Source organism: Ralstonia sp. 1138 (assembly GCF_040544795.1).
In the GTDB taxonomy this organism is placed as follows: Bacteria; Pseudomonadota; Gammaproteobacteria; order Burkholderiales; family Burkholderiaceae; genus Ralstonia; species Ralstonia flatus.
Map to the genome: position 1 here is coordinate 343,444 of NZ_JBEPKQ010000003.1, position 17,256 is coordinate 360,699.

The following is a 17,256-nucleotide window of genomic DNA, read 5'->3' on the forward strand; positions in this document are numbered from 1 at the left end:
AGGAGACGGATCCATGCGTCGTTTTGCAACTGCAGTGATGTTCGGGCTGGCGCTGGGCGCCGGTGTCTTCAGCGGTGTCGCCACCGCCCAGCAATCGCCGGTGCCCGGCATGTCGTCCGACGATCTGAACACCGCGCTCGACTTCGCCAAGGCGGGGCTCAACAAGGCGATCGATCACGCGCGCGCGTATTCCGCGTTGCCGATCAAAGACCCGCACGACGTGCGCTACACGTGCGAGGGCGGCAAGACGCTCCTCGTGAAATACATGACGGTGGGCGACACACCGCTGGCCGCCATGACGCTCAACGGCAAGACGCTGGTGTTTGCCAACGTGATGGCCGCTTCGGGTGCGCGCTATGCGTCGGGCCAGTATGTCTGGTGGACGAAGGGCGCCACCGGCTTCCTTGTCGACGAGACCTTGCCCGGCAGCCGCAATCAGCTCTACCGCGATTGCAGCGAAGCCACCAGCGGCCGGCCTTAAATTTCCTGCAGATCGTGCCCGACGATGATCTCGCCCTTGAAGTGCGGGCGCACGGCATCGAGCCAGACTGAATCTTCCAGATACGGATAGCCGCCGGGCACGAAGTGCGACAGCACCAGCGTCTTCACCTTGGCCTCGGTGGCGATGCGGCCGACCTCTTCGGTGGAGGTGTGGCTCGCCAGCAGATGCTCGCGCAGCGTCTTGGCGTTGGGCTCGGTGGACAGCAGCTTGTCGAGCGACGGCAGGTGCATCACCTCATGGACGAGCACATCGGCGCCGTATGCCAGGCGCACGAGGTTTTCGCTCGGTGCCGTATCTCCGGAAATGACGATCGAGCGGTCCGCTGAATCGAAGCGAAACGCAAATGCCGGCGACACCGGCGGATGCTTGACCAGCGCGCTCGTCACCTTCACGTTGGCATCCTGCATGACGAGCCCGCCTTCGGTCAGTTCGTGCGGATGCAGCATCGGCGCCAGCGGCGGGCGACCTTCGTCGGCAATGCGGGTGCGGATGTCGTAGTCGTACAGCTCGAGGAACTTGGTCGTCATCGCGGCCAGCGGGGGCGGGCCCCAGGCATCGACGGGGCCGGTCAGGTCGGTGGCCCACGCCAGCAGCATCAGCGTGCCGTAGTCGGCGTTGTGATCGGAGTGCTGATGCGTGAGGAAGACGTGGCGGATGTCCTTGAGCTTGAGGCCCGCCGTCACATACTGGCGTGCAACACCGTTGCCGCAATCGATCACGTACGACACGCCGTTGATGACGATCACCTGTGCCGGCGCCGAGCGGTTCTTCTTGGGCGTCGGCCCGCCTGCCGTGCCGAGCAGGATCAACCGCGTGCCCTTCTTGGGCGCATCGGCGGCCAAGGCACCCAGCGGCAATCCTGCCGACGCCGCGCCCGCACCCACGGCCAGCGCGCCGGCCTGCCGCATCCAGCGGCGACGGTTGTTGTCGAAAGCGTGCATGCGGCGGTCTCCTCTCTGTTGTTGCAGGTGCGTGGGCTTCAGCGCGGCAGCCCGCCCACCTTCATGCCGGGCTTGACGCCCTTGCGAGCAAACCAACCCTTGTTCATTTCCAGCGCATAGCTGCCGGCCTTGGTGGGGCAGTGGTTGTCTTCGGTCTGCGGCTTCATCTCGGCAATGTCGGAGATGGTGCCGTCGTCGGTGATGAAAGCGATGGACAGCGGCAGGTCGGTGTTCTTCATCCAGAAGCAGTGGCCGGCGGATTCATCGAACACGAACAGCATGCCCGCGGTATCGGGCATGGTCTTGCGGAACATTAGGCCGGTCTCGCGCGTTTGCGGGGTGGCCGCCACCTCGGCTTTGACCTTGTACATGCCGATGGTCAGGTCGACCACGGGCAGGCCGGTATTGGGCGCAGTGGGTGTCTGGGCGAGCGCTCCGGTGGCGGCAACGGCCAGCGACAGAGCGACAAAGAGGCGGGACAGGGTGGTCATGGCGCGAACGGGTCGGAAACGAAACGCTCCATGATCGGCACTCGGCCAGCCGCCGTCAATCAGACTGCGGCTGGCCAGGGCGACGAAGTTGTTACCGCGTATTGGTGGCTTGCCGGCCGACGACGATCGTCTGCGCGGCCACCTTGGGCGCATGCGCAGCGCGCGCCTTGTCCGCCGCCGGGTCGGGCATCAGTGCCACGTAACGCGCATCGGTGAGCGTGCGCAGGAACGCAACGATGTCGTCGATCTCGTCTTCCGTCAGCGCGGGCGTGGTGCCGGGGCGGCGGTTCATCGGCACGGCATTCACGTTGATATTGCCCTGGTATTTGGCGGGCACGTCGTTGAAACGCTTGCCGTCGGGGTACCACTGCGCGGGGTCGGTCGAGCGTGTGGCATAGAAGGCCACCGTGTCGCGCAGGGTGCGGAACACGCCGTTGTGCATGAACGTCTGGCGCACCGCCACGTTGCGCAGGCCCGCCGTGCGGAAGTAGCCGCACCACTGGTCAGGCTCCGGCCACTTCAGCGTGCGGGCGGTCTGGCACAGGCCGACGTCGAAGTGGCGTGCGTCCTTGTTGGCGGGCAGCAGCGGGTTGCGCGGCACGGCGATGGCGTCGTAGCCGAAATCCGTAAACAGAGAGCGCTCGGGGCGTGACGACGATTCCACCATCAGGTGACAAGACGCGCAGTTACCTTTGTCCGGATTGCGGAACAGGGCGAGGCCGCGCATCTCTGCGGGCGAAAGGGGCGTGCGCTTGCGCAGGAAATCGTCAAAGCGTGAGGTGAACGGCGCCAATTCGTCGCTCTGGAAATACGCCTCCAGCGCCTTGCCCAACGCGCCGACGAGGCGTTCAGGCTCACGCACTGCATCGGCGCCGAACTGTTTCGTCAAGGCCTGGCCGAGGTCCGTGCCGGCCACCTTGCGCTGCAGCTCGCGCGCCGAACGGTTGCCCATCTCATCGGGATTGAACAGCGGGCCGCGGATCTGCTCGGGGATGGAGTCGGCACGGCCATCGGCAAAGAAGCCGCCAAACGGCGACGGGAAGCTCGCGTCGTCGTCCTGGAAGAAATAGCGACGCGGGATGTAGCGCAGATACAGCAGCGACGGCGCATTGCGTGCCGCCACATGCCCGGGGCGGCTGCCCGCCGGCACGCCGATGCGCAGCGCCTCGCCCTTCAGCGTGGGCGCGAACGCGCGGCCGGGGTCATGGCACGCCGCGCACGACGTGCCTTGCGGCTCCGACAGGCGCGGGTCGAAAAACACCCGCTTGCCGAGCGCGACGAGGTTCGGGTCCGGCTTGAACGCGGTCGACTCGGCAGGCGGCGGCACGGCGTCCAGCTTGGGCGTCATGCCGATCGATTCGGCGGCCGCCGCACCCGGGATGAGAGCAGCGGCGACCCACAGCGCAATGCTCAGGCGCTTCAAGGTGCGACGAAGCCGGTCTTGTCGCACACCAGGCTCGTGCCGTTCTGCGTGCACGTGGTCAGCAGCTTGCCGGCCACGGTGTAGGCCTTGAACAGCCAGCCCTTGGCGGGCGCGGGCTGGCGGTCCATCACCATGAAGCCGAACGAGTTGTTGTGCGAGATGCTGCCCACCGTCACGCCCGAAGCCGGGCTGATCGCCGGGAACGGATCGGGCAGGGCCACGTCGAGCGAGTCTCCGGCGTTGCCCGCAACGATGGTCGCCGGATGGTTGCTGGTGAAGTTGATGGCCTGGAAGTCATGCACGTGGCCGTGCAGCGCGACTTGCACGCCCGGCGGGTAATACGCCGTGGCGTTCAGGCTGTTCATGACCGAAAGCAGCGCCGCATTGCCGCCCAGCGGCGTGCTGCCCGCGATGGGCACGAAACCCAGGATCGGGTGGTGATTGGTAAAGATCGACATCACGCCCGGCTTGGCGGCCAGCGTGCCGACCGTGCTGAACTGCTTCTGGTAGGTCTGGAACCACGGGTCGGTCGTCGCCAATGCCGTCGTGCCCGCCTTAGCCGAATCGAACACGATGACCTGCGTATCGCTGCCGATGGCCACGGCGTACGGGTCCGACGCGTTAGCTGCCGTGTCGTTGGCCGGGTTGTCACACGAGCGGTCGGCCGAATACGGACGCGGATCCAGGAAGCGGTACCACCCCTGGCCGGCACGCGCGCATTCCTCGTGGTTGCCGCGCACCAGCACCCACGGCGCCGCAGCCATCAGCGGGGCGGCGGGCTGGAACAGGTCGGCCTGCCACGTATCCCAGCCGTAGCCCCAGGGGCTGCCCTGGCACCCGGCCACGTCGGGCGGGCAGGCGTTTTCGCGGTAGTGGTAGTCGCCCACGTGAAGGACGAGGTCCGGGTTCATCTTGGCGGCCGTGGCGGCAGCGCTGGCAAACGGCCACGACAGCGGGTCGTTGCACGACTGGAACGTGTTGCTCGACTTCTTCATGCGGCAGCCGGTGTCCGCCAGGATCACCACGCGCTGCGGGTTGGCTTTCGGCAACGGCAGCACGCGCGAGCCGATCGACGCGGCCTTGGCCGTGGAGGCCACGGTGGCTTCGCAGGCATTCACAGGGAACGACGAGGCTTTCGAATCGCTGGCGGCGCTGGCCGTGGTGCGCTGCGCCGGCGTGCCGGCCGCCACACGCAGCGTCATGCGCGTGGAGGTGCCGTCCACCGTCAGCAGCGGGCAGACCGAGCTGTCGACGGGCGAGGTGCTGTTCGTATAGCTCGTGACGGCGCGTACGACAGCCTGGTTGCTGTCGCCGATCTCCACCCACGCGGCCTGGATGTTGGCGTCAGCCGTGGCCGCATCCGACGGCGTGGCCGTCGACACCGGCGTCGAATCGGACGACGAGCCACCGCAGCCTGCAATCACAGCGGCAGCGGCCAGCGCGGCAAGAGAGAGCATCGTGAACACGGTGCGTTTTCGTCGCACCGGAGCGAACATCGATCGGAATTCCATTGCGCCATCCCTGTTTCTTGTTGTGAGGAATGGGCAAGGTACTCAAGCTTGATGGCGCTATTTTGACAGCCCTGCATGCGCGTCCGGGTTTCCGCTCAGCACGTGAGGGCGAAAAAAAAAGCAGATGCATAAGCACCTGCTTTTTCTGTATCGGCCGAGCCGCGTGGGCCCGGCAGAAACACAAGCTTATTGCTTGGCGGCGTCAGCAGCCGGAGCCGAAGCGTCAGCAGCCTTCTTGGCAGCCTTCTTGTGGTGGTGCTTCTTGGCCTTCTTGGCCTTCGGGGCAGCCTTTTCAGCAGCCGGAGCAGCAGCTGCGTCAGCAGCCGGAGCGGAGGCTTGGGCGAACACACCGGTGGCGAACAGGCCGGCGATCAGGGCAGCGATCAGCTTCTTCATGGTGAATCCTTTTATAGATCAGTGAGTTAACCAACGACCCGCTAAATGAGTCATCTGCAATAACGCAGGCCGTTACAGGCGCGTTGACATGTTCCATCGAATTTTTTGTGGGCCCCGGCGAAAGCCTCTGCGCCGCCCGATCCGCCATGTGGCGCATGTTGCGCTGCGCAAGAAAGGTGCCCGCCGGCCGATGCGTCGTGACTGCGTTTCGGACCCATCTGATTGGACGCCGGGGCCCGCGCCTTGAAAATGCGAGCCGATTTTGCTCAAGGCCCGCCGTGTCTCTGCCGTCGTCATCTCCCCGCCCCACCAAGCCCGCCCAGCCCAGCAAGCCGGCCCATTTCCGGCGCCGCGATTTTGTTCTGGGCTGCGGCGCCTTGCTTGTGCTGGGCGCCGCGCCGGGTTTTCGTCCGCCTTCGCATGACGCTTCCAGCCTCGACGATTTCATGCTGGTGTCGCAGACGATCGCCGGTGCCCCGCTGGACCGCCACGTCGGCCTCGCCTGCTTCAGCCATTTGCACGGGGCCGACGATCGCTTCATCCAACACATCCAGACCCTTGCGTGGCTGGTCCGGCGCAATCCGGGCCTGGACGGCGTGGGCCTGGTCCGCTTGCTCGACGCCGACAACGCGTACGAACTGCGCGCCGCCTTGGCTCGACTGGTGGATGCCTGGGGCGTCCGGCTGGACGCGCATCCCGCATGGGGCGACGTCCGGCCGCTCATCGTCAGCGTTTCCGGCGCCGGCCTGCCAGGCAGTTGACAGGGGCCCCGCCGCGTGCAGCAGTATGGCGGATGGTGAAATTTTCCGGCATAATGCGGAATTCACTCTTGTGTCTTATATAAGAGTTGCGGCTTGCGCGGGATGCGAGATTTGTGCGGTGCATCGTGAGCGCGTCATCGTAGGCCGTTAGAATCGCCAGTTCATTGCAGCGCGCCACGCCGGCCAACCCGAGAGCGGCGCGCTGTGCTGTCAACCCCCACCGTCCACCCGCTACCTGCGGTCTGCACTGGAGTCGTCCATGTATCAACACATCAAGGTCCCGGCCGGCGAGAAGATCACCGTCAACCAAGACTTCTCCCTGAATGTTCCGAACAACCCGATCATTCCGTACATCGAAGGTGACGGCACCGGCTTCGACATCACCCCGGTGATGATCAAGGTGGTGGATGCGGCGGTTGAGAAGGCTTACAAGGGCGAGCGCAAGATTTCCTGGATGGAAATCTACGCCGGCGAGAAGTCGACCAAGGTGTACGGCCCGGACGTGTGGCTGCCGGAAGAGACCCTGCAAGTCCTGAAGGACTACGTGGTGTCCATCAAGGGCCCGCTGACGACGCCGGTGGGCGGCGGCATCCGTTCGCTGAACGTGGCGCTGCGCCAGGAGCTGGACCTGTACGTCTGCCTGCGCCCGGTGCGCTACTTCAAGGGCGTGCCTTCGCCGGTCAAAGAGCCGGAGAAGACCGACATGGTCATCTTCCGCGAGAACTCGGAAGACATCTACGCCGGCATCGAATTCGAAGCCCAGAGCGACAAGGCCAAGAAGCTCATCAAGATCCTGCAAGACGAATTCGGCGTGAAGAAGATCCGCTTCCCGGAAACGTCGGGCATCGGCGTGAAGCCGGTTTCGCGCGAAGGCACGGAGCGTCTGGTGCGCAAGGCCATCCAGTACGCGATCGACAACGACAAGCCGTCGGTCACGATCGTGCACAAGGGCAACATCATGAAATTCACGGAAGGTGGTTTCCGTGACTGGGCCTACGCGCTGGCACAGAAGGAATTCGGCGCCGAGCTGATCGACGGCGGCCCGTGGTGCAAGTTCAAGAACCCGAAGACGGGCAAGGAAATCATCGTCAAGGACGCGATTGCCGACGCCTTCCTGCAGCAGATCCTGCTGCGTCCGGCCGAGTACTCGGTTGTGGCCACGCTGAACCTGAACGGCGACTACATCTCCGACGCCCTGGCTGCACAAGTCGGCGGTATCGGTATCGCTCCGGGTGCCAACCTGTCGGATTCGGTGGCGATGTTCGAAGCCACCCACGGCACCGCGCCGAAGTACGCTGGCAAGGACTACGTGAACCCGGGTTCGGAAATTCTGTCGGCCGAAATGATGCTGCGCCACATGGGCTGGACGGAAGCCGCTGACCTGATCATCTCGTCGATCGAGAAGTCGATCCTGTCGAAGAAGGTCACGTATGACTTCGCCCGCCTGCTGGAAGGTGCGACCCAAGTGTCGTGCTCGGGCTTCGGTCAGGTGATGATCGACAATATGTAAGCATGTCGCTCGCGGCTCCGGCCGCGATGGATGTGGCAAAACCCCGGCAGCTTCGGCTGGCCGGGGTTTTTTGTTTCGAATGTTCCAGTGCGCGAGTCGTCCGAGTGTCGTGATCGAGTCCGCCCGCGGGGGGGTGATCGGCAGGTCGCCGCTGCGGAAAAAGCGCTGTGATATAACCGCGAGCATTCTGTACTTTCGCGAGCAAATTGCACGTGGTTCCGTCAGACGCCCAGCCCCCGAAGCGAGTCTTTGCCGCCGGCTTCTTTGCATTGGTCGCGCTGGGTACGGCGGCATTGCTTTCGCCGTTCCTGCTGCCGCCATCTCGCCAATGGGCGATTGCGATGCCCTTCCTGGCGGCAGCCTGCGCGTATGTCTGGGCTTGGGTGCTCTATCCCCGCGATGGCGCGGAGCTGTACGGTGCGCTGCGCGGTGTTGGGGTCGCGTTGTTGGCCTACTTGAGTTTTACGGCGATTCTTGCGGTCTCGGGCTATCCGGAGGCGGGGCTCCTGCTCGCGGGCTTCCTATGGACGCCCTTTCCGTGGTTGGTGCTGACGGCAGGTGCGGCAACCGGCGGTACGAACCTGCGCAACGTCCGCGCGCGTATCGATGCGTCGGCTGCGTTCGCGTGTCGTGTCTGGGCGACGTGTGTTGCCGCTGTGCGGGCCACCTATGCACGGCTTGACCAGTGGGCTGCCGACCCGCGCGCCTTTGCAATCGTCACGATGATCGTCAGCGGCTCCCTCTTGTTCGCAGGAGGCGCGTTGGGCCTTGCATGGCTTTCGCCTCGTCTCGCATCCGCCGGCGAGGGTCTCAGCATGTCGCAACGATTGCTGCCCGGCATGGTGGCATTGATTTTGGCCGTGACGGGGCGGACCTGCGGGCGCGCGTTGCTGGCCGTCATGCCGGCCGCCCACCGTCTGCATGTCACGCTGACGGCGGTCGCCATCGCCGGTGTTTCGGCAGTCTGGTTCTCAATCAACCTCGTCGCCTGAGGCGGGGTCGCCGGAAATTTGCGTTGGTCTCGTACCTGGAGGCGAGGCTCTCAGCATGTCGGAACGATTGCTGCCCGGCATGGGAAGGCGCATGCGCGTTCTCGCCGCTGCGCGCGGATGGCGCCTAGTGCGGCAACCGCGTTGTGCCGGGCGATTGCGGCCCCGGCGAGCGCCCGCGCAGCACATCGCGCAGCCGCCGCACGCCGCGCCACAGCTTGGGCAGCAGCCACGCCGATACCAACAGCAGCAGCGCGAGCACCACCAAAAACGCAATCGGCAGGAAGAACGCCATCAACAAACCGCCGCTTGCCGCCACGTCCTCGCTGAACGACGCCACCCAGTTCGAGAACGGTTCCGGCGACGTGTTGATCAGCGCGCGCGTGCCGGCTTTGGTGGCATGCGCCGTGCCGGCCAGCGTCCCGCCGATCAGTCCGGCGGCCACCATCCATTGCGGATCGAGCTGTCCGAACGCAGCTGCAGCCAGGATCGCACCCGCAGGCACGCGGATGAGGGTCTGGATGCCATCCCACACCGAATCGAAACCGGGAATCTTGTCGGCCAGGAATTCCGCCACCGCCAGCACGCCGGCCAGGCCGATGACCCACCATGATTCCAGCATCTGCAGGCCGGGCGGCAAATGCAGCCAACCCGTGCGGCCCAGCACGCCCGCAGCAAATACGGCCAGGTAGAGACGGAATCCGCTGGTCCAGGAGAGTCCGGCAGCCAGCGCGGCGGTTTCCAGCATGAGGTTCCTCGGAAGCGAAGAAAGGGACAGGCGAACGGCCGATCGATATTGCAGTGTAGTGCGCGCTTGCCTGCGCAGCGGCTTAAAGCAGCGATTTGCCCTGCGCGAGGATCTTGTCGCAAGCCTGCCGGGTGATCTGCGACTTGAGGTTGCTCAGGTCGAACGTGTTGCCATCCGCGCTGGTCAGGATGCCCTTTGTGCCGTCGGTGTAACCCGGGTTGGAGGCCGGCGCAGCGCCCAGCTTGCCGAGCAGCCTGTCTTTGACCGAGGCCGCGTCGGTGGCACCCCCCAAGTAGTTGTTTTTCATGCAAAACTCCAACACGCCCGCCACATTGCTGGTGCTTCCCGACGTCAATGCGCCGAGCGACGGCATACCGCCCAGGCTACCGATGCTGCCGAGGCTACCCGTGCCGCCCTGGCCGTTGCCCTGCGTGGCCCCCTTGAGGAGTTCTCCCAACTGGGCGTGGGCGGCGGCGGGAAGCAGCGCGGCAATCAGCAGCGTTGCTGTGGCGGCGGTGCGGGTCAGATGGCGTTTCATGTGGGGGGCTCCTGGAAATGACACGGGGATTACCACACCGTGGTGCGCGACCCGCCGAAATGACGTGTTGCGCGCGGTGCATCCCTGTCATTGTCCTGCGCCCGGGCAACAAAAAACCCGGCATGTCGCCGGGTTTTTTGCATTTGGACACCGCCGCCGTCAGGCCGGGTGCCGCGCAACGCCAATCAGGCAGCCTGGATGTTGGTAGCCTGCTTGCCCTTCGGGCCTTGCGTCACTTCGAACGAGACGCGCTGATTTTCCTTGAGCGTCTTGAAGCCAGCCATTTGGATGGCCGAGAAATGCGCGAACAGCTCTTCGCCGCCTTCGTCAGGCGAGATGAAACCGAAACCCTTGGCGTCGTTAAACCATTTGACCGTACCGAGTGCCATGAAAACCCCTCCGTTAAAACACAAGTCAGAGCCGGGAGGGTATGCCTGTCGGGGCAGTGCAGAGCGGTACCGCGCAGTCATCGCCCGGCCGCCGGCCTGCGAGGCACGACGAATGGCGCGGGTGGAACCGCGCCGCAAGCGATCGGTCTTCTTGTGGCAAACACCACAGCCTGAAGCGGTTGTCGATCTGTTGTCGACTGGTGTGAGGCCTCCCGGGCTCACCATTCATGCGGCTCGCTGCCAACGGTTTGCGGGGCAGTAGGGCGCACATGTTGAATTCGATTGTTCGAGGAATGCAACAGACTGTCAAGGCCACAATAGGTGGGTCTGTGGCGAAAAACGGTCAGTTTCTGAAGAGGATTTGCTCGAAATCGGGTTGATCGTCCCAAAGTACAGAAAACGATTGGCGTTTCAGGCCCGGACCTTGCGGCCGTTCCCACCAGCGTGCAGGCGGTAAAACCCTTCGCGTCCGAGGGCTGATGGACGCACGCGGCGCTGGCCAAACCGTTTGTAGACCTTGAAGTCGGCGTTATTTCCCCAAATTGCGAACTCGAAAGGAGTGGTTAGAATAAGACCATGGCAATCCGGCAAGCGACCACTCCACAACACGATGCAGGCACCGTCCTGGAGCGGAAAGAGCAAGCGCTCAAACCGCCCGCGATGTACAAGGTGCTGCTGCTCAACGACGACTACACCCCGATGGAATTCGTCGTGATGATTCTTCAGCAATACTTCAGCAAAGACCGGGAGACTGCCACACAGATCATGCTGACTGTGCATCGGGAAGGTAAGGGCGTGTGCGGTATCTACACTCGGGATATCGCCGCGACGAAAGTGGAATTGGTATCAACCCATGCACGGCAAGCGGGTCATCCGCTGCAGTGCGTGATGGAGGAAGCATGATCGCGCAAGAACTGGAAGTCAGCCTGCACATGGCGTTTGTCGAAGCCCGCCAGGCTCGCCACGAATTCATTACGGTGGAGCACCTGCTGCTTGCGCTGCTGGACAATCCGACGGCCGCGGAGGTGCTGCGCGCCTGCGCCGCCAACATCGAAGATCTCCGCACGCACCTGAAGAACTTCATCGCTGACAACACGCCTGTCGTGCCCGGCACCGACGAGGTGGACACGCAGCCGACGCTCGGCTTTCAGCGCGTGATCCAGCGCGCCATCATGCACGTGCAATCGACCTCCAACGGCAAGAAGGAAGTCACGGGCGCGAATGTGCTGGTGGCCATCTTCGGCGAGAAGGATTCGCACGCGGTGTACTACCTGCAGCAACAGGGCGTGACCCGGCTGGATGTCGTCAACTTCATCAGCCACGGCATCCGCAAGGACCAGGCGGAGCCCGCCAAGCAAGGTGAGGGCAACCCCGAAGGCGAAGGCGGCGACGGCAAGGAAAGCCCGCTCGAGCAGTTCACCCAGAACCTGAACGCGCTGGCCAAGGCCGGCAAGATCGATCCGCTGATCGGTCGCGAGCAGGAAGTCGAGCGCGTGGTGCAGGTGCTGTGCCGCCGCCGCAAGAACAACCCGCTGCTGGTCGGCGAGGCCGGTGTCGGCAAGACAGCCATCGCCGAAGGCCTGGCATGGCGCATCACGAAGGGCGAAGTGCCGGACATCCTCGCGAAGTCCGTCGTCTACTCGCTCGACATGGGCGCGCTGCTGGCCGGCACCAAATACCGCGGCGACTTTGAACAACGCCTGAAGGGCGTGCTGAAGTCGCTCAAGGACAACCCGAACGCGATCCTGTTCATCGACGAAATCCATACGCTGATCGGCGCTGGCGCCGCTTCGGGCGGCACGCTGGACGCGAGCAATCTGCTCAAGCCGGCGCTGTCGTCGGGCGCGCTCAAGTGCATTGGCGCGACGACGTTCACGGAATACCGCGGCATCTTCGAGAAGGACGCAGCGCTGTCCCGCCGCTTCCAGAAGATCGACGTGGTGGAGCCGACCGTCGACCAGACCGTGCAGATTCTGCGCGGTCTGAAGTCGCGCTTCGAAGAACACCATGGCGTGAAGTACGCGTCGTCGGCGTTGACTGCGGCGGCTGAGCTGTCGGCGCGCTTCATCACCGACCGTCATTTGCCGGACAAGGCGATCGACGTGATCGACGAAGCCGGTGCGGCCCAACGCATCCTGCCGAAGTCGAAGCAGAAGAAGACGATTGGCAAGGGCGAGATCGAAGACATCGTTTCGCGCATCGCACGCGTCCCGCCGCAAAGCGTGTCGCAGGACGATCGCAGCAAGCTGCAGACGCTGGAGCGCGACCTGAAGTCGGTCGTGTTCGGGCAGGATCCGGCCATCGACGCGCTGGCTTCGGCCATCAAGATGTCGCGTGCCGGCCTGGGCAAGACGGACAAGCCGATCGGCTCGTTCCTGTTCAGCGGCCCGACGGGCGTGGGCAAGACGGAGGTCGCCAAGCAGCTCGCGTTCATCCTCGGCATCGAGCTGATCCGCTTCGACATGTCGGAGTACATGGAGCGCCACGCGGTGAGCCGGCTCATCGGCGCGCCTCCGGGCTACGTGGGCTTCGACCAAGGCGGTCTGCTGACGGAAGCCGTGACCAAGAAGCCGCACTGCGTGCTGCTGCTGGACGAGATCGAGAAGGCGCACCCGGACATCTTCAACATCCTGCTGCAGGTGATGGACCACGGCGCGCTGACGGACAACAACGGCCGCAAGGCGGACTTCCGCAACGTGATCATCATCATGACGACCAATGCGGGCGCCGAGACGATGAACAAGGCAACGATCGGTTTCACCACGGCGCGCGAACAGGGCGACGAGATGGCCGACATCAAGCGCATGTTCACGCCGGAGTTCCGCAACCGTCTGGACGCAACCATCAGCTTCCGCTCGCTCGATGAGGAAATTATCATGCGCGTGGTCGACAAGTTCCTCATGCAGCTGGAAGAACAGCTGCACGAGAAGAAGGTGGATGCCATCTTCACCGAGAAGCTGCGTCGCTTCCTGGCGAAGAAGGGTTTCGACCCGCTGATGGGCGCGCGCCCGATGCAGCGTCTGATTCAGGATTTGATCCGCAAGGCGTTGGCCGACGAGCTGCTGTTCGGCAAGCTGGTCAACGGCGGAAAGGTGGTCGTGGATCTGGACGATGCGGATGCGGTGAAGCTGGAGTTCTCCGAGAACGAAGCGCCGCCGGCACCTGCCCAGGAAGAAGCGGAAGCTTGACGCGTTTGTCGCACCAAACAAAAAGGCCCGGAAGTTCCGGGCCTTTTTTTATGTCGAGGCGATGTTGTCAGTGGCGCCCGGTGCTGCCGAAACCACCGGCGCCGCGCTCGCTCTCGGCAAAGTCGTCGACGATGTTCAGCTCGGCTTGCACGACCGGCACGATCACGAGTTGTGCAAGGCGCTCCATCGGGTTGAGCACGAACGCCGTGCTGCCACGATTCCAGGTGCTGACCATCAGCTGGCCCTGGTAATCCGAATCGATCAGGCCGACCAGGTTGCCGAGGACGATGCCATGTTTGTGGCCCATGCCCGAGCGCGGCAGGATCAGCGCGGCATAACCGGGGTCGGCCAGGTGGATGGCCATGCCGGTCGGGACCAGATGCGTAGTGCCGGGCTCGATGGTGAGCGGGGCGTCGATGCAGGCGCGCAGGTCCAGCCCGGCGCTGCCGGTGGTGGCGTACTGCGGGAGTTGCTCGTGCAGGCGGGCGTCGAGGATCTTGACGTCGAGTTTCATGCGGGGCAGGCCGAAGAGGTTGCAGAAGCCGGAGATGGTAGCGCAAACGCCTCGGCCAGCAGCTCGTACGAGCGCAGGCGCGCCTTGTAGCTCGGCGCGACGGTCAGCACGATGAGCTCGTCGGCGACAAAGCGGTCCTTGAGCGCATGCATTTGCTCGGCCACGGATTCCGGCGTGCCGATGATGCTGCGCGGCCGCTCGCGCATGACGATGGCCTGGTCGCGTTCGGTGTAGACGTGTGCTTCGCCTTGCTCGACGGTCGGAATCGGGCCGTTCACGCCAATCGCCATCTGCACGCGGCGCAAGTCAATCGCAGCTTCGTAGCGGCGCGCCTCGGCCTCGGTGTCTGCCGCGATCACGAAGACGGCGGCAGCGCTGTACGGCCGTGCGTCGTAGCCGGGTTCGAAATCCGTGCGGTACTGCTGTGCGACGATGTGCCCGACGTGCGGATTGATGAAGTGCGCAAACGCGAAACGGATACCGAGGCGCGCGGCCAGCGCGCCGCCAAAATCGCTGGAGCCCAGCACCCACAGTTCGGGTTGGGTGTCGATCTCGGGCTGCAGGATGACGCCGTAGGCGGGGTGATCCGGCGGCAGCGTGCCCGTCAGGTGCCAGATCAGTTCCTGGACCTGCTGCGGGAAGATGTCGCCGCGGTTGTAGTCGCCCATGGCCACGGCCTGGGCGGTACGCATATCGCCGCCGGGTGCGCGGCCGACGCCCAGGTCGATGCGGTTCGGGAACAGTGCCTCCAGCAGGCGGAACTGCTCGGCCAGCTTGAACGGGCTGTAATACGGCAGCATCACGCCGCCAGAGCCCACGCGCAGGTGCTTCGTGGCGCTCGCCACGCGGGCGATCATCACTTCCGGCGCCGGGTTGCTGACGCCCCGCAGGCCGTGGTGCTCGGCGCACCAGTAGCGCGTGTAGCCGAGCGAATCCGTCAGTTGCGCCAGGTCGACCGTCGCGGCGATGGCATCGCGTGCGCTGTGGCCGTAGATGACGGGGCTTTGGTCCAGGACCGATAGACGGATCGGCGCGGCGCTCATGACCGTGCTCCGTGCACGCGGTCGGCGATGGCGGCGACGATCTGGCGCGCCAGCGTCAGCTTGTCGGCGCGCGGCAGGCGCGTGATGCCCTTTGCATCGAAGAGCGCGACTTCATTGTCGTCGCGGCCGAAGGTCTGATGGCCGAGATTGCCGACCAGCAACGGGATGCCTTTTTTCTGACGCTTGGCCTCGCCGAACTCTTCCAGGCGTTCGGTTTCTGCTGCAAAGCCGACGCAGAAGGGCGCATTCGCACGGCGTGCCACGGCGGCCAGGATGTCCGGGTTTTGCGTGAACGTAAGTGTCGGTACGTCGGAGTCGCTCTGCTTCTTGAGCTTCTGCTCCGCGGCTTGAGCCACACGCCAATCCGCCACGGCGGCCACGGCGATGAAGATGTCGTTCTTCGTGGTGTCCAGCTCGCGCATGACGGCATCGTGCATCTGCTGGGCGGTCTGCACGTCGATGCGTAATACGCCTGCAGGCGTGTCCTGATGGCACGGACCGGCGACGAGCGTGACTTCGGCACCGGCCTGCGATGCAGCCCGCGCCAGCGCAAAGCCCATCTTGCCGCTGGACAGGTTCGTGATGCCGCGCACCGGGTCGATCGGCTCGAAGGTCGGGCCGGCTGTCAACAGCACGCGGTGGCCGCGCAGCAGCTTGGGCTGGAAGAAGCCGATGAGTTGCTCGACGATGTCTTCCGGCTCGAGCATGCGGCCGTCGCCGACTTCGCCGCAGGCCTGGTCGCCGGCATCGGGGCCGAGCAGGGTGACGTCGTCGGCGCGCAGTTGAGCGGCATTGCGTTGCGTGGCGGGCGCGGCCCACATCTGGCGGTTCATCGCGGGTGCCACAAGCAGCGGGCAATCGCGCGCGATGCACAGCGTGGAGAGCAGGTCGTCGGCCATGCCGTGCGCGAGCTTGGCGAGAAAGTCGGTGGACGCCGGCGCGATGATGATCGCATCCGCCTCGCGCGAGAGGTCGATGTGCGGCATGTTGTTGCCGATGCGGCCGTCCCATTGCGACGTGAAGACCGGGCGACCGGAAAGCGCCTGCATCGTCACCGGCGTGATGAAGTGCGTGGCGGCCTCGGTCATCACCACCTGCACGGTTGCGCCCGCCTTGGTCAAGAGCCGCACCAGCTCGGCCGACTTGTAGCACGCGATGCCCCCGGTCAGGCCGAGCACGAAATGTTTGCCTTGCAGTTCCATAACAACCCGCTTGGGAATCCGATTGACGCAATATGCGCGGGCAGGATACAACCCGGTGCCCGGGCTTCCTGCTGAACAGTGGCGATGATACCGGCTTGCCCCGGGGCGCGTCTGGCGCTCGGGTTTTTCCTCAAACGCGCATTCTCGATATGGTTTTCGGTCGTTCCGCAGTTCGCAATGTCCTCGCCTGGATTGGCGGTTGCGCCATCGTGGCGGTGGTGGTCGGCGCTACGCTCGTGTGTGGAGCGAAGACATGGCTGCGCGAGGAGCCGAAGCTTGGGCACGCAGACGTGATCGTCGTGCTGGGCGGCGAATCGGGCCAGCGCGTGATCGGCGCCGCCGAGCTGTACCACGCAGGCATCGCGCCACGCGTGTTTGTCAGCGGGCAGGGGGATTGCCTTCTCATCGCGCGCCGCCTAGTGATGGCCGGTGTGCCGGCAGAGCGCATCGGCCAAGAATGTGTGTCCGGCAGCACGATGGAGAATGCGCGGATGACGCGAGAGACGCTGGCAGACCAGCACGTCAACAGCGCAATACTGGTCACGAGCTGGTATCACACCGGCCGGGCGCTGGCCGTGTTCCGCAAGGTATGGCCGGAGGTCAACTGGGGTGCACAGGGCGTATTCCCGGGTGACACGCTGGCCAAGTCGGTTCCGATCTACGAAGCCGGGTCGATTCTTGCCGAGTACGTCAAACGGGCGTGGTACGCCGTCCGCTACTGGGCGTGAGCCTCATTCGGCAGGCATGGGCCGCGCATCGGCGGCCAGGTCGTCCAGCGAGGGGACGAAGCGGATCGTGTCGCGCTTGTTGGATTCCCGCACCCAGTCGCGCAGCGCGCTGCTGGCGTCCAGGTGCGCGGAGATGTCGCCGACCACGGCGAGCTTCAGTCGGTAGTTCGTGATCTTCTGCGCGATGCCGCCGGCCAGGCCGGTGCGCAGCGCAAAGAACGCGGCGTCGAGGCGGCTGACCGGCACGGCAACCATCGATGCGCCATGCCCCAGCGCCTCGCCGATCAGATGGTCCAGTGCGTCCTGTTCGGTAGCGATGCGCGGGCCGGTCTCATCGAGGCACAGCACCGCTTCGCCGTTCCAACGCTGGAGATTTGACACG

General features: G+C 64.7%; 19 protein-coding genes. 7 read left to right on the top strand and 12 right to left on the bottom strand.

The features are described from left to right. The first annotated feature begins 13 nt into the window (after positions 1–13). Complete coding sequence (locus ABIC76_RS14480; RefSeq protein WP_354534395.1) at positions 14–481, top strand: MliC family protein; 468 nt, start codon at positions 14–16, stop codon at positions 479–481. On the opposite strand, the gene ABIC76_RS14485 is transcribed toward ABIC76_RS14480, so the two are convergent. From ABIC76_RS14485 to ABIC76_RS14505, 5 genes are all read right to left on the bottom strand, one after another. After that, positions 478–1,443, bottom strand: coding sequence for an MBL fold metallo-hydrolase (locus ABIC76_RS14485; RefSeq protein ID WP_354534396.1), 966 nt, complete (start codon positions 1,441–1,443; stop codon positions 478–480). The two genes, ABIC76_RS14480 and ABIC76_RS14485, sit on opposite strands and share 4 nt — an antisense overlap. 38 nt (positions 1,444–1,481) lie before the next feature. Further along, a complete protein-coding gene (locus ABIC76_RS14490) occupies positions 1,482–1,934 on the bottom strand; it encodes a DUF192 domain-containing protein (RefSeq protein WP_102066664.1) in 453 nt (150 codons plus the stop codon). A gap of 91 nt (positions 1,935–2,025) precedes the next feature. Continuing rightward, complete coding sequence (locus tag ABIC76_RS14495; RefSeq protein WP_354534397.1) at positions 2,026–3,357, bottom strand: cytochrome-c peroxidase; 1,332 nt, start codon at positions 3,355–3,357, stop codon at positions 2,026–2,028. Next, complete coding sequence (locus ABIC76_RS14500; protein ID WP_354534398.1) at positions 3,354–4,868, bottom strand: metallophosphoesterase; 1,515 nt, start codon at positions 4,866–4,868, stop codon at positions 3,354–3,356. The genes ABIC76_RS14495 and ABIC76_RS14500 overlap by 4 nt, the downstream gene beginning before the upstream one ends. A 186-nt stretch (positions 4,869–5,054) precedes the next feature. Continuing rightward, positions 5,055–5,264, bottom strand: coding sequence for a hypothetical protein (locus ABIC76_RS14505; RefSeq protein WP_009241324.1), 210 nt, complete (start codon positions 5,262–5,264; stop codon positions 5,055–5,057). Between the two features lie 278 nt (positions 5,265–5,542). On the opposite strand from ABIC76_RS14505, the gene ABIC76_RS14510 reads away from it, so the two are divergent. From ABIC76_RS14510 to ABIC76_RS14520, 3 genes are all read left to right on the top strand, one after another. Continuing rightward, positions 5,543–6,025, top strand: coding sequence for a sugar dehydrogenase complex small subunit (locus ABIC76_RS14510; RefSeq protein WP_354534399.1), 483 nt, complete (start codon positions 5,543–5,545; stop codon positions 6,023–6,025). A 259-nt stretch (positions 6,026–6,284) separates the two neighbouring features. After that, positions 6,285–7,535, top strand: coding sequence for an NADP-dependent isocitrate dehydrogenase (gene icd, locus ABIC76_RS14515; protein WP_004631917.1), 1,251 nt, complete (start codon positions 6,285–6,287; stop codon positions 7,533–7,535). A gap of 341 nt (positions 7,536–7,876) precedes the next feature. Beyond that, a complete protein-coding gene (locus tag ABIC76_RS14520) occupies positions 7,877–8,527 on the top strand; it encodes a hypothetical protein (protein ID WP_354534400.1) in 651 nt (216 codons plus the stop codon). Positions 8,528–8,651: 124 nt separating this feature from the next. Here ABIC76_RS14520 and ABIC76_RS14525 read toward each other — a convergent pair whose 3' ends face one another. From ABIC76_RS14525 to ABIC76_RS14535, 3 genes are all read right to left on the bottom strand, one after another. Next, a complete protein-coding gene (locus tag ABIC76_RS14525) occupies positions 8,652–9,272 on the bottom strand; it encodes a DUF4126 domain-containing protein (RefSeq protein WP_354534401.1) in 621 nt (206 codons plus the stop codon). A gap of 82 nt (positions 9,273–9,354) precedes the next feature. Continuing rightward, positions 9,355–9,810 (bottom strand): YjjA family protein, encoded by a 456-nt coding sequence (locus ABIC76_RS14530; protein WP_354534402.1) that lies wholly within the window; start codon positions 9,808–9,810, stop codon positions 9,355–9,357. Between the two features lie 185 nt (positions 9,811–9,995). Then, positions 9,996–10,199, bottom strand: coding sequence for a cold-shock protein (locus ABIC76_RS14535; protein WP_004631953.1), 204 nt, complete (start codon positions 10,197–10,199; stop codon positions 9,996–9,998). Between the two features lie 576 nt (positions 10,200–10,775). On the opposite strand from ABIC76_RS14535, the gene clpS reads away from it, so the two are divergent. Together clpS and clpA are read left to right on the top strand one after the other, a co-directional pair. Beyond that, positions 10,776–11,102 (top strand): ATP-dependent Clp protease adapter ClpS, encoded by a 327-nt coding sequence (clpS, locus tag ABIC76_RS14540; protein WP_003261876.1) that lies wholly within the window; start codon positions 10,776–10,778, stop codon positions 11,100–11,102. Next, positions 11,099–13,387: an ATP-dependent Clp protease ATP-binding subunit ClpA gene (clpA, locus tag ABIC76_RS14545; RefSeq protein ID WP_012762704.1), complete on the top strand. Its 2,289-nt coding sequence runs from the start codon at positions 11,099–11,101 to the stop codon at positions 13,385–13,387. Before clpS ends, clpA begins: the two co-directional genes overlap by 4 nt. A gap of 67 nt (positions 13,388–13,454) precedes the next feature. Here clpA and dut read toward each other — a convergent pair whose 3' ends face one another. Genes dut through coaBC form a run of 3 tightly spaced genes read right to left on the bottom strand, consistent with a single transcriptional unit; the run spans position 13,455 to position 16,146 of the window. After that, positions 13,455–13,901, bottom strand: coding sequence for a dUTP diphosphatase (dut, locus tag ABIC76_RS14550; RefSeq protein WP_024974963.1), 447 nt, complete (start codon positions 13,899–13,901; stop codon positions 13,455–13,457). After that, positions 13,898–14,944, bottom strand: coding sequence for an LLM class flavin-dependent oxidoreductase (locus ABIC76_RS14555; protein WP_343547619.1), 1,047 nt, complete (start codon positions 14,942–14,944; stop codon positions 13,898–13,900). The genes dut and ABIC76_RS14555 overlap by 4 nt, the downstream gene beginning before the upstream one ends. After that, a complete protein-coding gene (gene coaBC, locus ABIC76_RS14560; RefSeq protein WP_316889875.1) occupies positions 14,941–16,146 on the bottom strand; it encodes a bifunctional phosphopantothenoylcysteine decarboxylase/phosphopantothenate--cysteine ligase CoaBC in 1,206 nt (401 codons plus the stop codon). The genes ABIC76_RS14555 and coaBC overlap by 4 nt, the downstream gene beginning before the upstream one ends. A gap of 149 nt (positions 16,147–16,295) precedes the next feature. On the opposite strand from coaBC, the gene ABIC76_RS14565 reads away from it, so the two are divergent. After that, the gene (locus tag ABIC76_RS14565; RefSeq protein WP_354534403.1) at positions 16,296–16,874 is read left to right on the top strand and encodes a YdcF family protein; all 579 of its coding nucleotides are present in this window, start codon (positions 16,296–16,298) and stop codon (positions 16,872–16,874) included. Between the two features lie 3 nt (positions 16,875–16,877). On the opposite strand, the gene ABIC76_RS14570 is transcribed toward ABIC76_RS14565, so the two are convergent. Next, positions 16,878–17,255 (bottom strand): DUF4180 domain-containing protein, encoded by a 378-nt coding sequence (locus ABIC76_RS14570; RefSeq protein ID WP_354534404.1) that lies wholly within the window; start codon positions 17,253–17,255, stop codon positions 16,878–16,880. Position 17,256: the final 1 nt, after the last annotated feature.

Excerpts from the sequence above, each read along its gene's own strand:
- icd (WP_004631917.1), top strand. The coding sequence starts at position 6,285 with ATGTATCAACACATCAAGGTCCCGGCCGGCGAGAAGATCACCGTCAAC.
- ABIC76_RS14480 (WP_354534395.1), top strand. The coding sequence starts at position 14 with ATGCGTCGTTTTGCAACTGCAGTGATGTTCGGGCTGGCGCTGGGCGCC.
- ABIC76_RS14565 (WP_354534403.1), top strand. The coding sequence starts at position 16,296 with ATGGTTTTCGGTCGTTCCGCAGTTCGCAATGTCCTCGCCTGGATTGGC.
- ABIC76_RS14490 (WP_102066664.1), bottom strand. The coding sequence starts at position 1,934 with ATGACCACCCTGTCCCGCCTCTTTGTCGCTCTGTCGCTGGCCGTTGCC.
- ABIC76_RS14505 (WP_009241324.1), bottom strand. The coding sequence starts at position 5,264 with ATGAAGAAGCTGATCGCTGCCCTGATCGCCGGCCTGTTCGCCACCGGT.
- clpA (WP_012762704.1), top strand. The coding sequence starts at position 11,099 with ATGATCGCGCAAGAACTGGAAGTCAGCCTGCACATGGCGTTTGTCGAA.
- ABIC76_RS14535 (WP_004631953.1), bottom strand. The coding sequence starts at position 10,199 with ATGGCACTCGGTACGGTCAAATGGTTTAACGACGCCAAGGGTTTCGGT.
- ABIC76_RS14525 (WP_354534401.1), bottom strand. The coding sequence starts at position 9,272 with ATGCTGGAAACCGCCGCGCTGGCTGCCGGACTCTCCTGGACCAGCGGA.
- clpS (WP_003261876.1), top strand. The coding sequence starts at position 10,776 with ATGGCAATCCGGCAAGCGACCACTCCACAACACGATGCAGGCACCGTC.
- dut (WP_024974963.1), bottom strand. The coding sequence starts at position 13,901 with ATGAAACTCGACGTCAAGATCCTCGACGCCCGCCTGCACGAGCAACTC.
- ABIC76_RS14485 (WP_354534396.1), bottom strand. The coding sequence starts at position 1,443 with ATGCACGCTTTCGACAACAACCGTCGCCGCTGGATGCGGCAGGCCGGC.
- ABIC76_RS14520 (WP_354534400.1), top strand. The coding sequence starts at position 7,877 with ATGCCCTTCCTGGCGGCAGCCTGCGCGTATGTCTGGGCTTGGGTGCTC.
- ABIC76_RS14530 (WP_354534402.1), bottom strand. The coding sequence starts at position 9,810 with ATGAAACGCCATCTGACCCGCACCGCCGCCACAGCAACGCTGCTGATT.
- ABIC76_RS14500 (WP_354534398.1), bottom strand. The coding sequence starts at position 4,868 with ATGGAATTCCGATCGATGTTCGCTCCGGTGCGACGAAAACGCACCGTG.
- ABIC76_RS14555 (WP_343547619.1), bottom strand. The coding sequence starts at position 14,944 with ATGAGCGCCGCGCCGATCCGTCTATCGGTCCTGGACCAAAGCCCCGTC.
- coaBC (WP_316889875.1), bottom strand. The coding sequence starts at position 16,146 with ATGGAACTGCAAGGCAAACATTTCGTGCTCGGCCTGACCGGGGGCATC.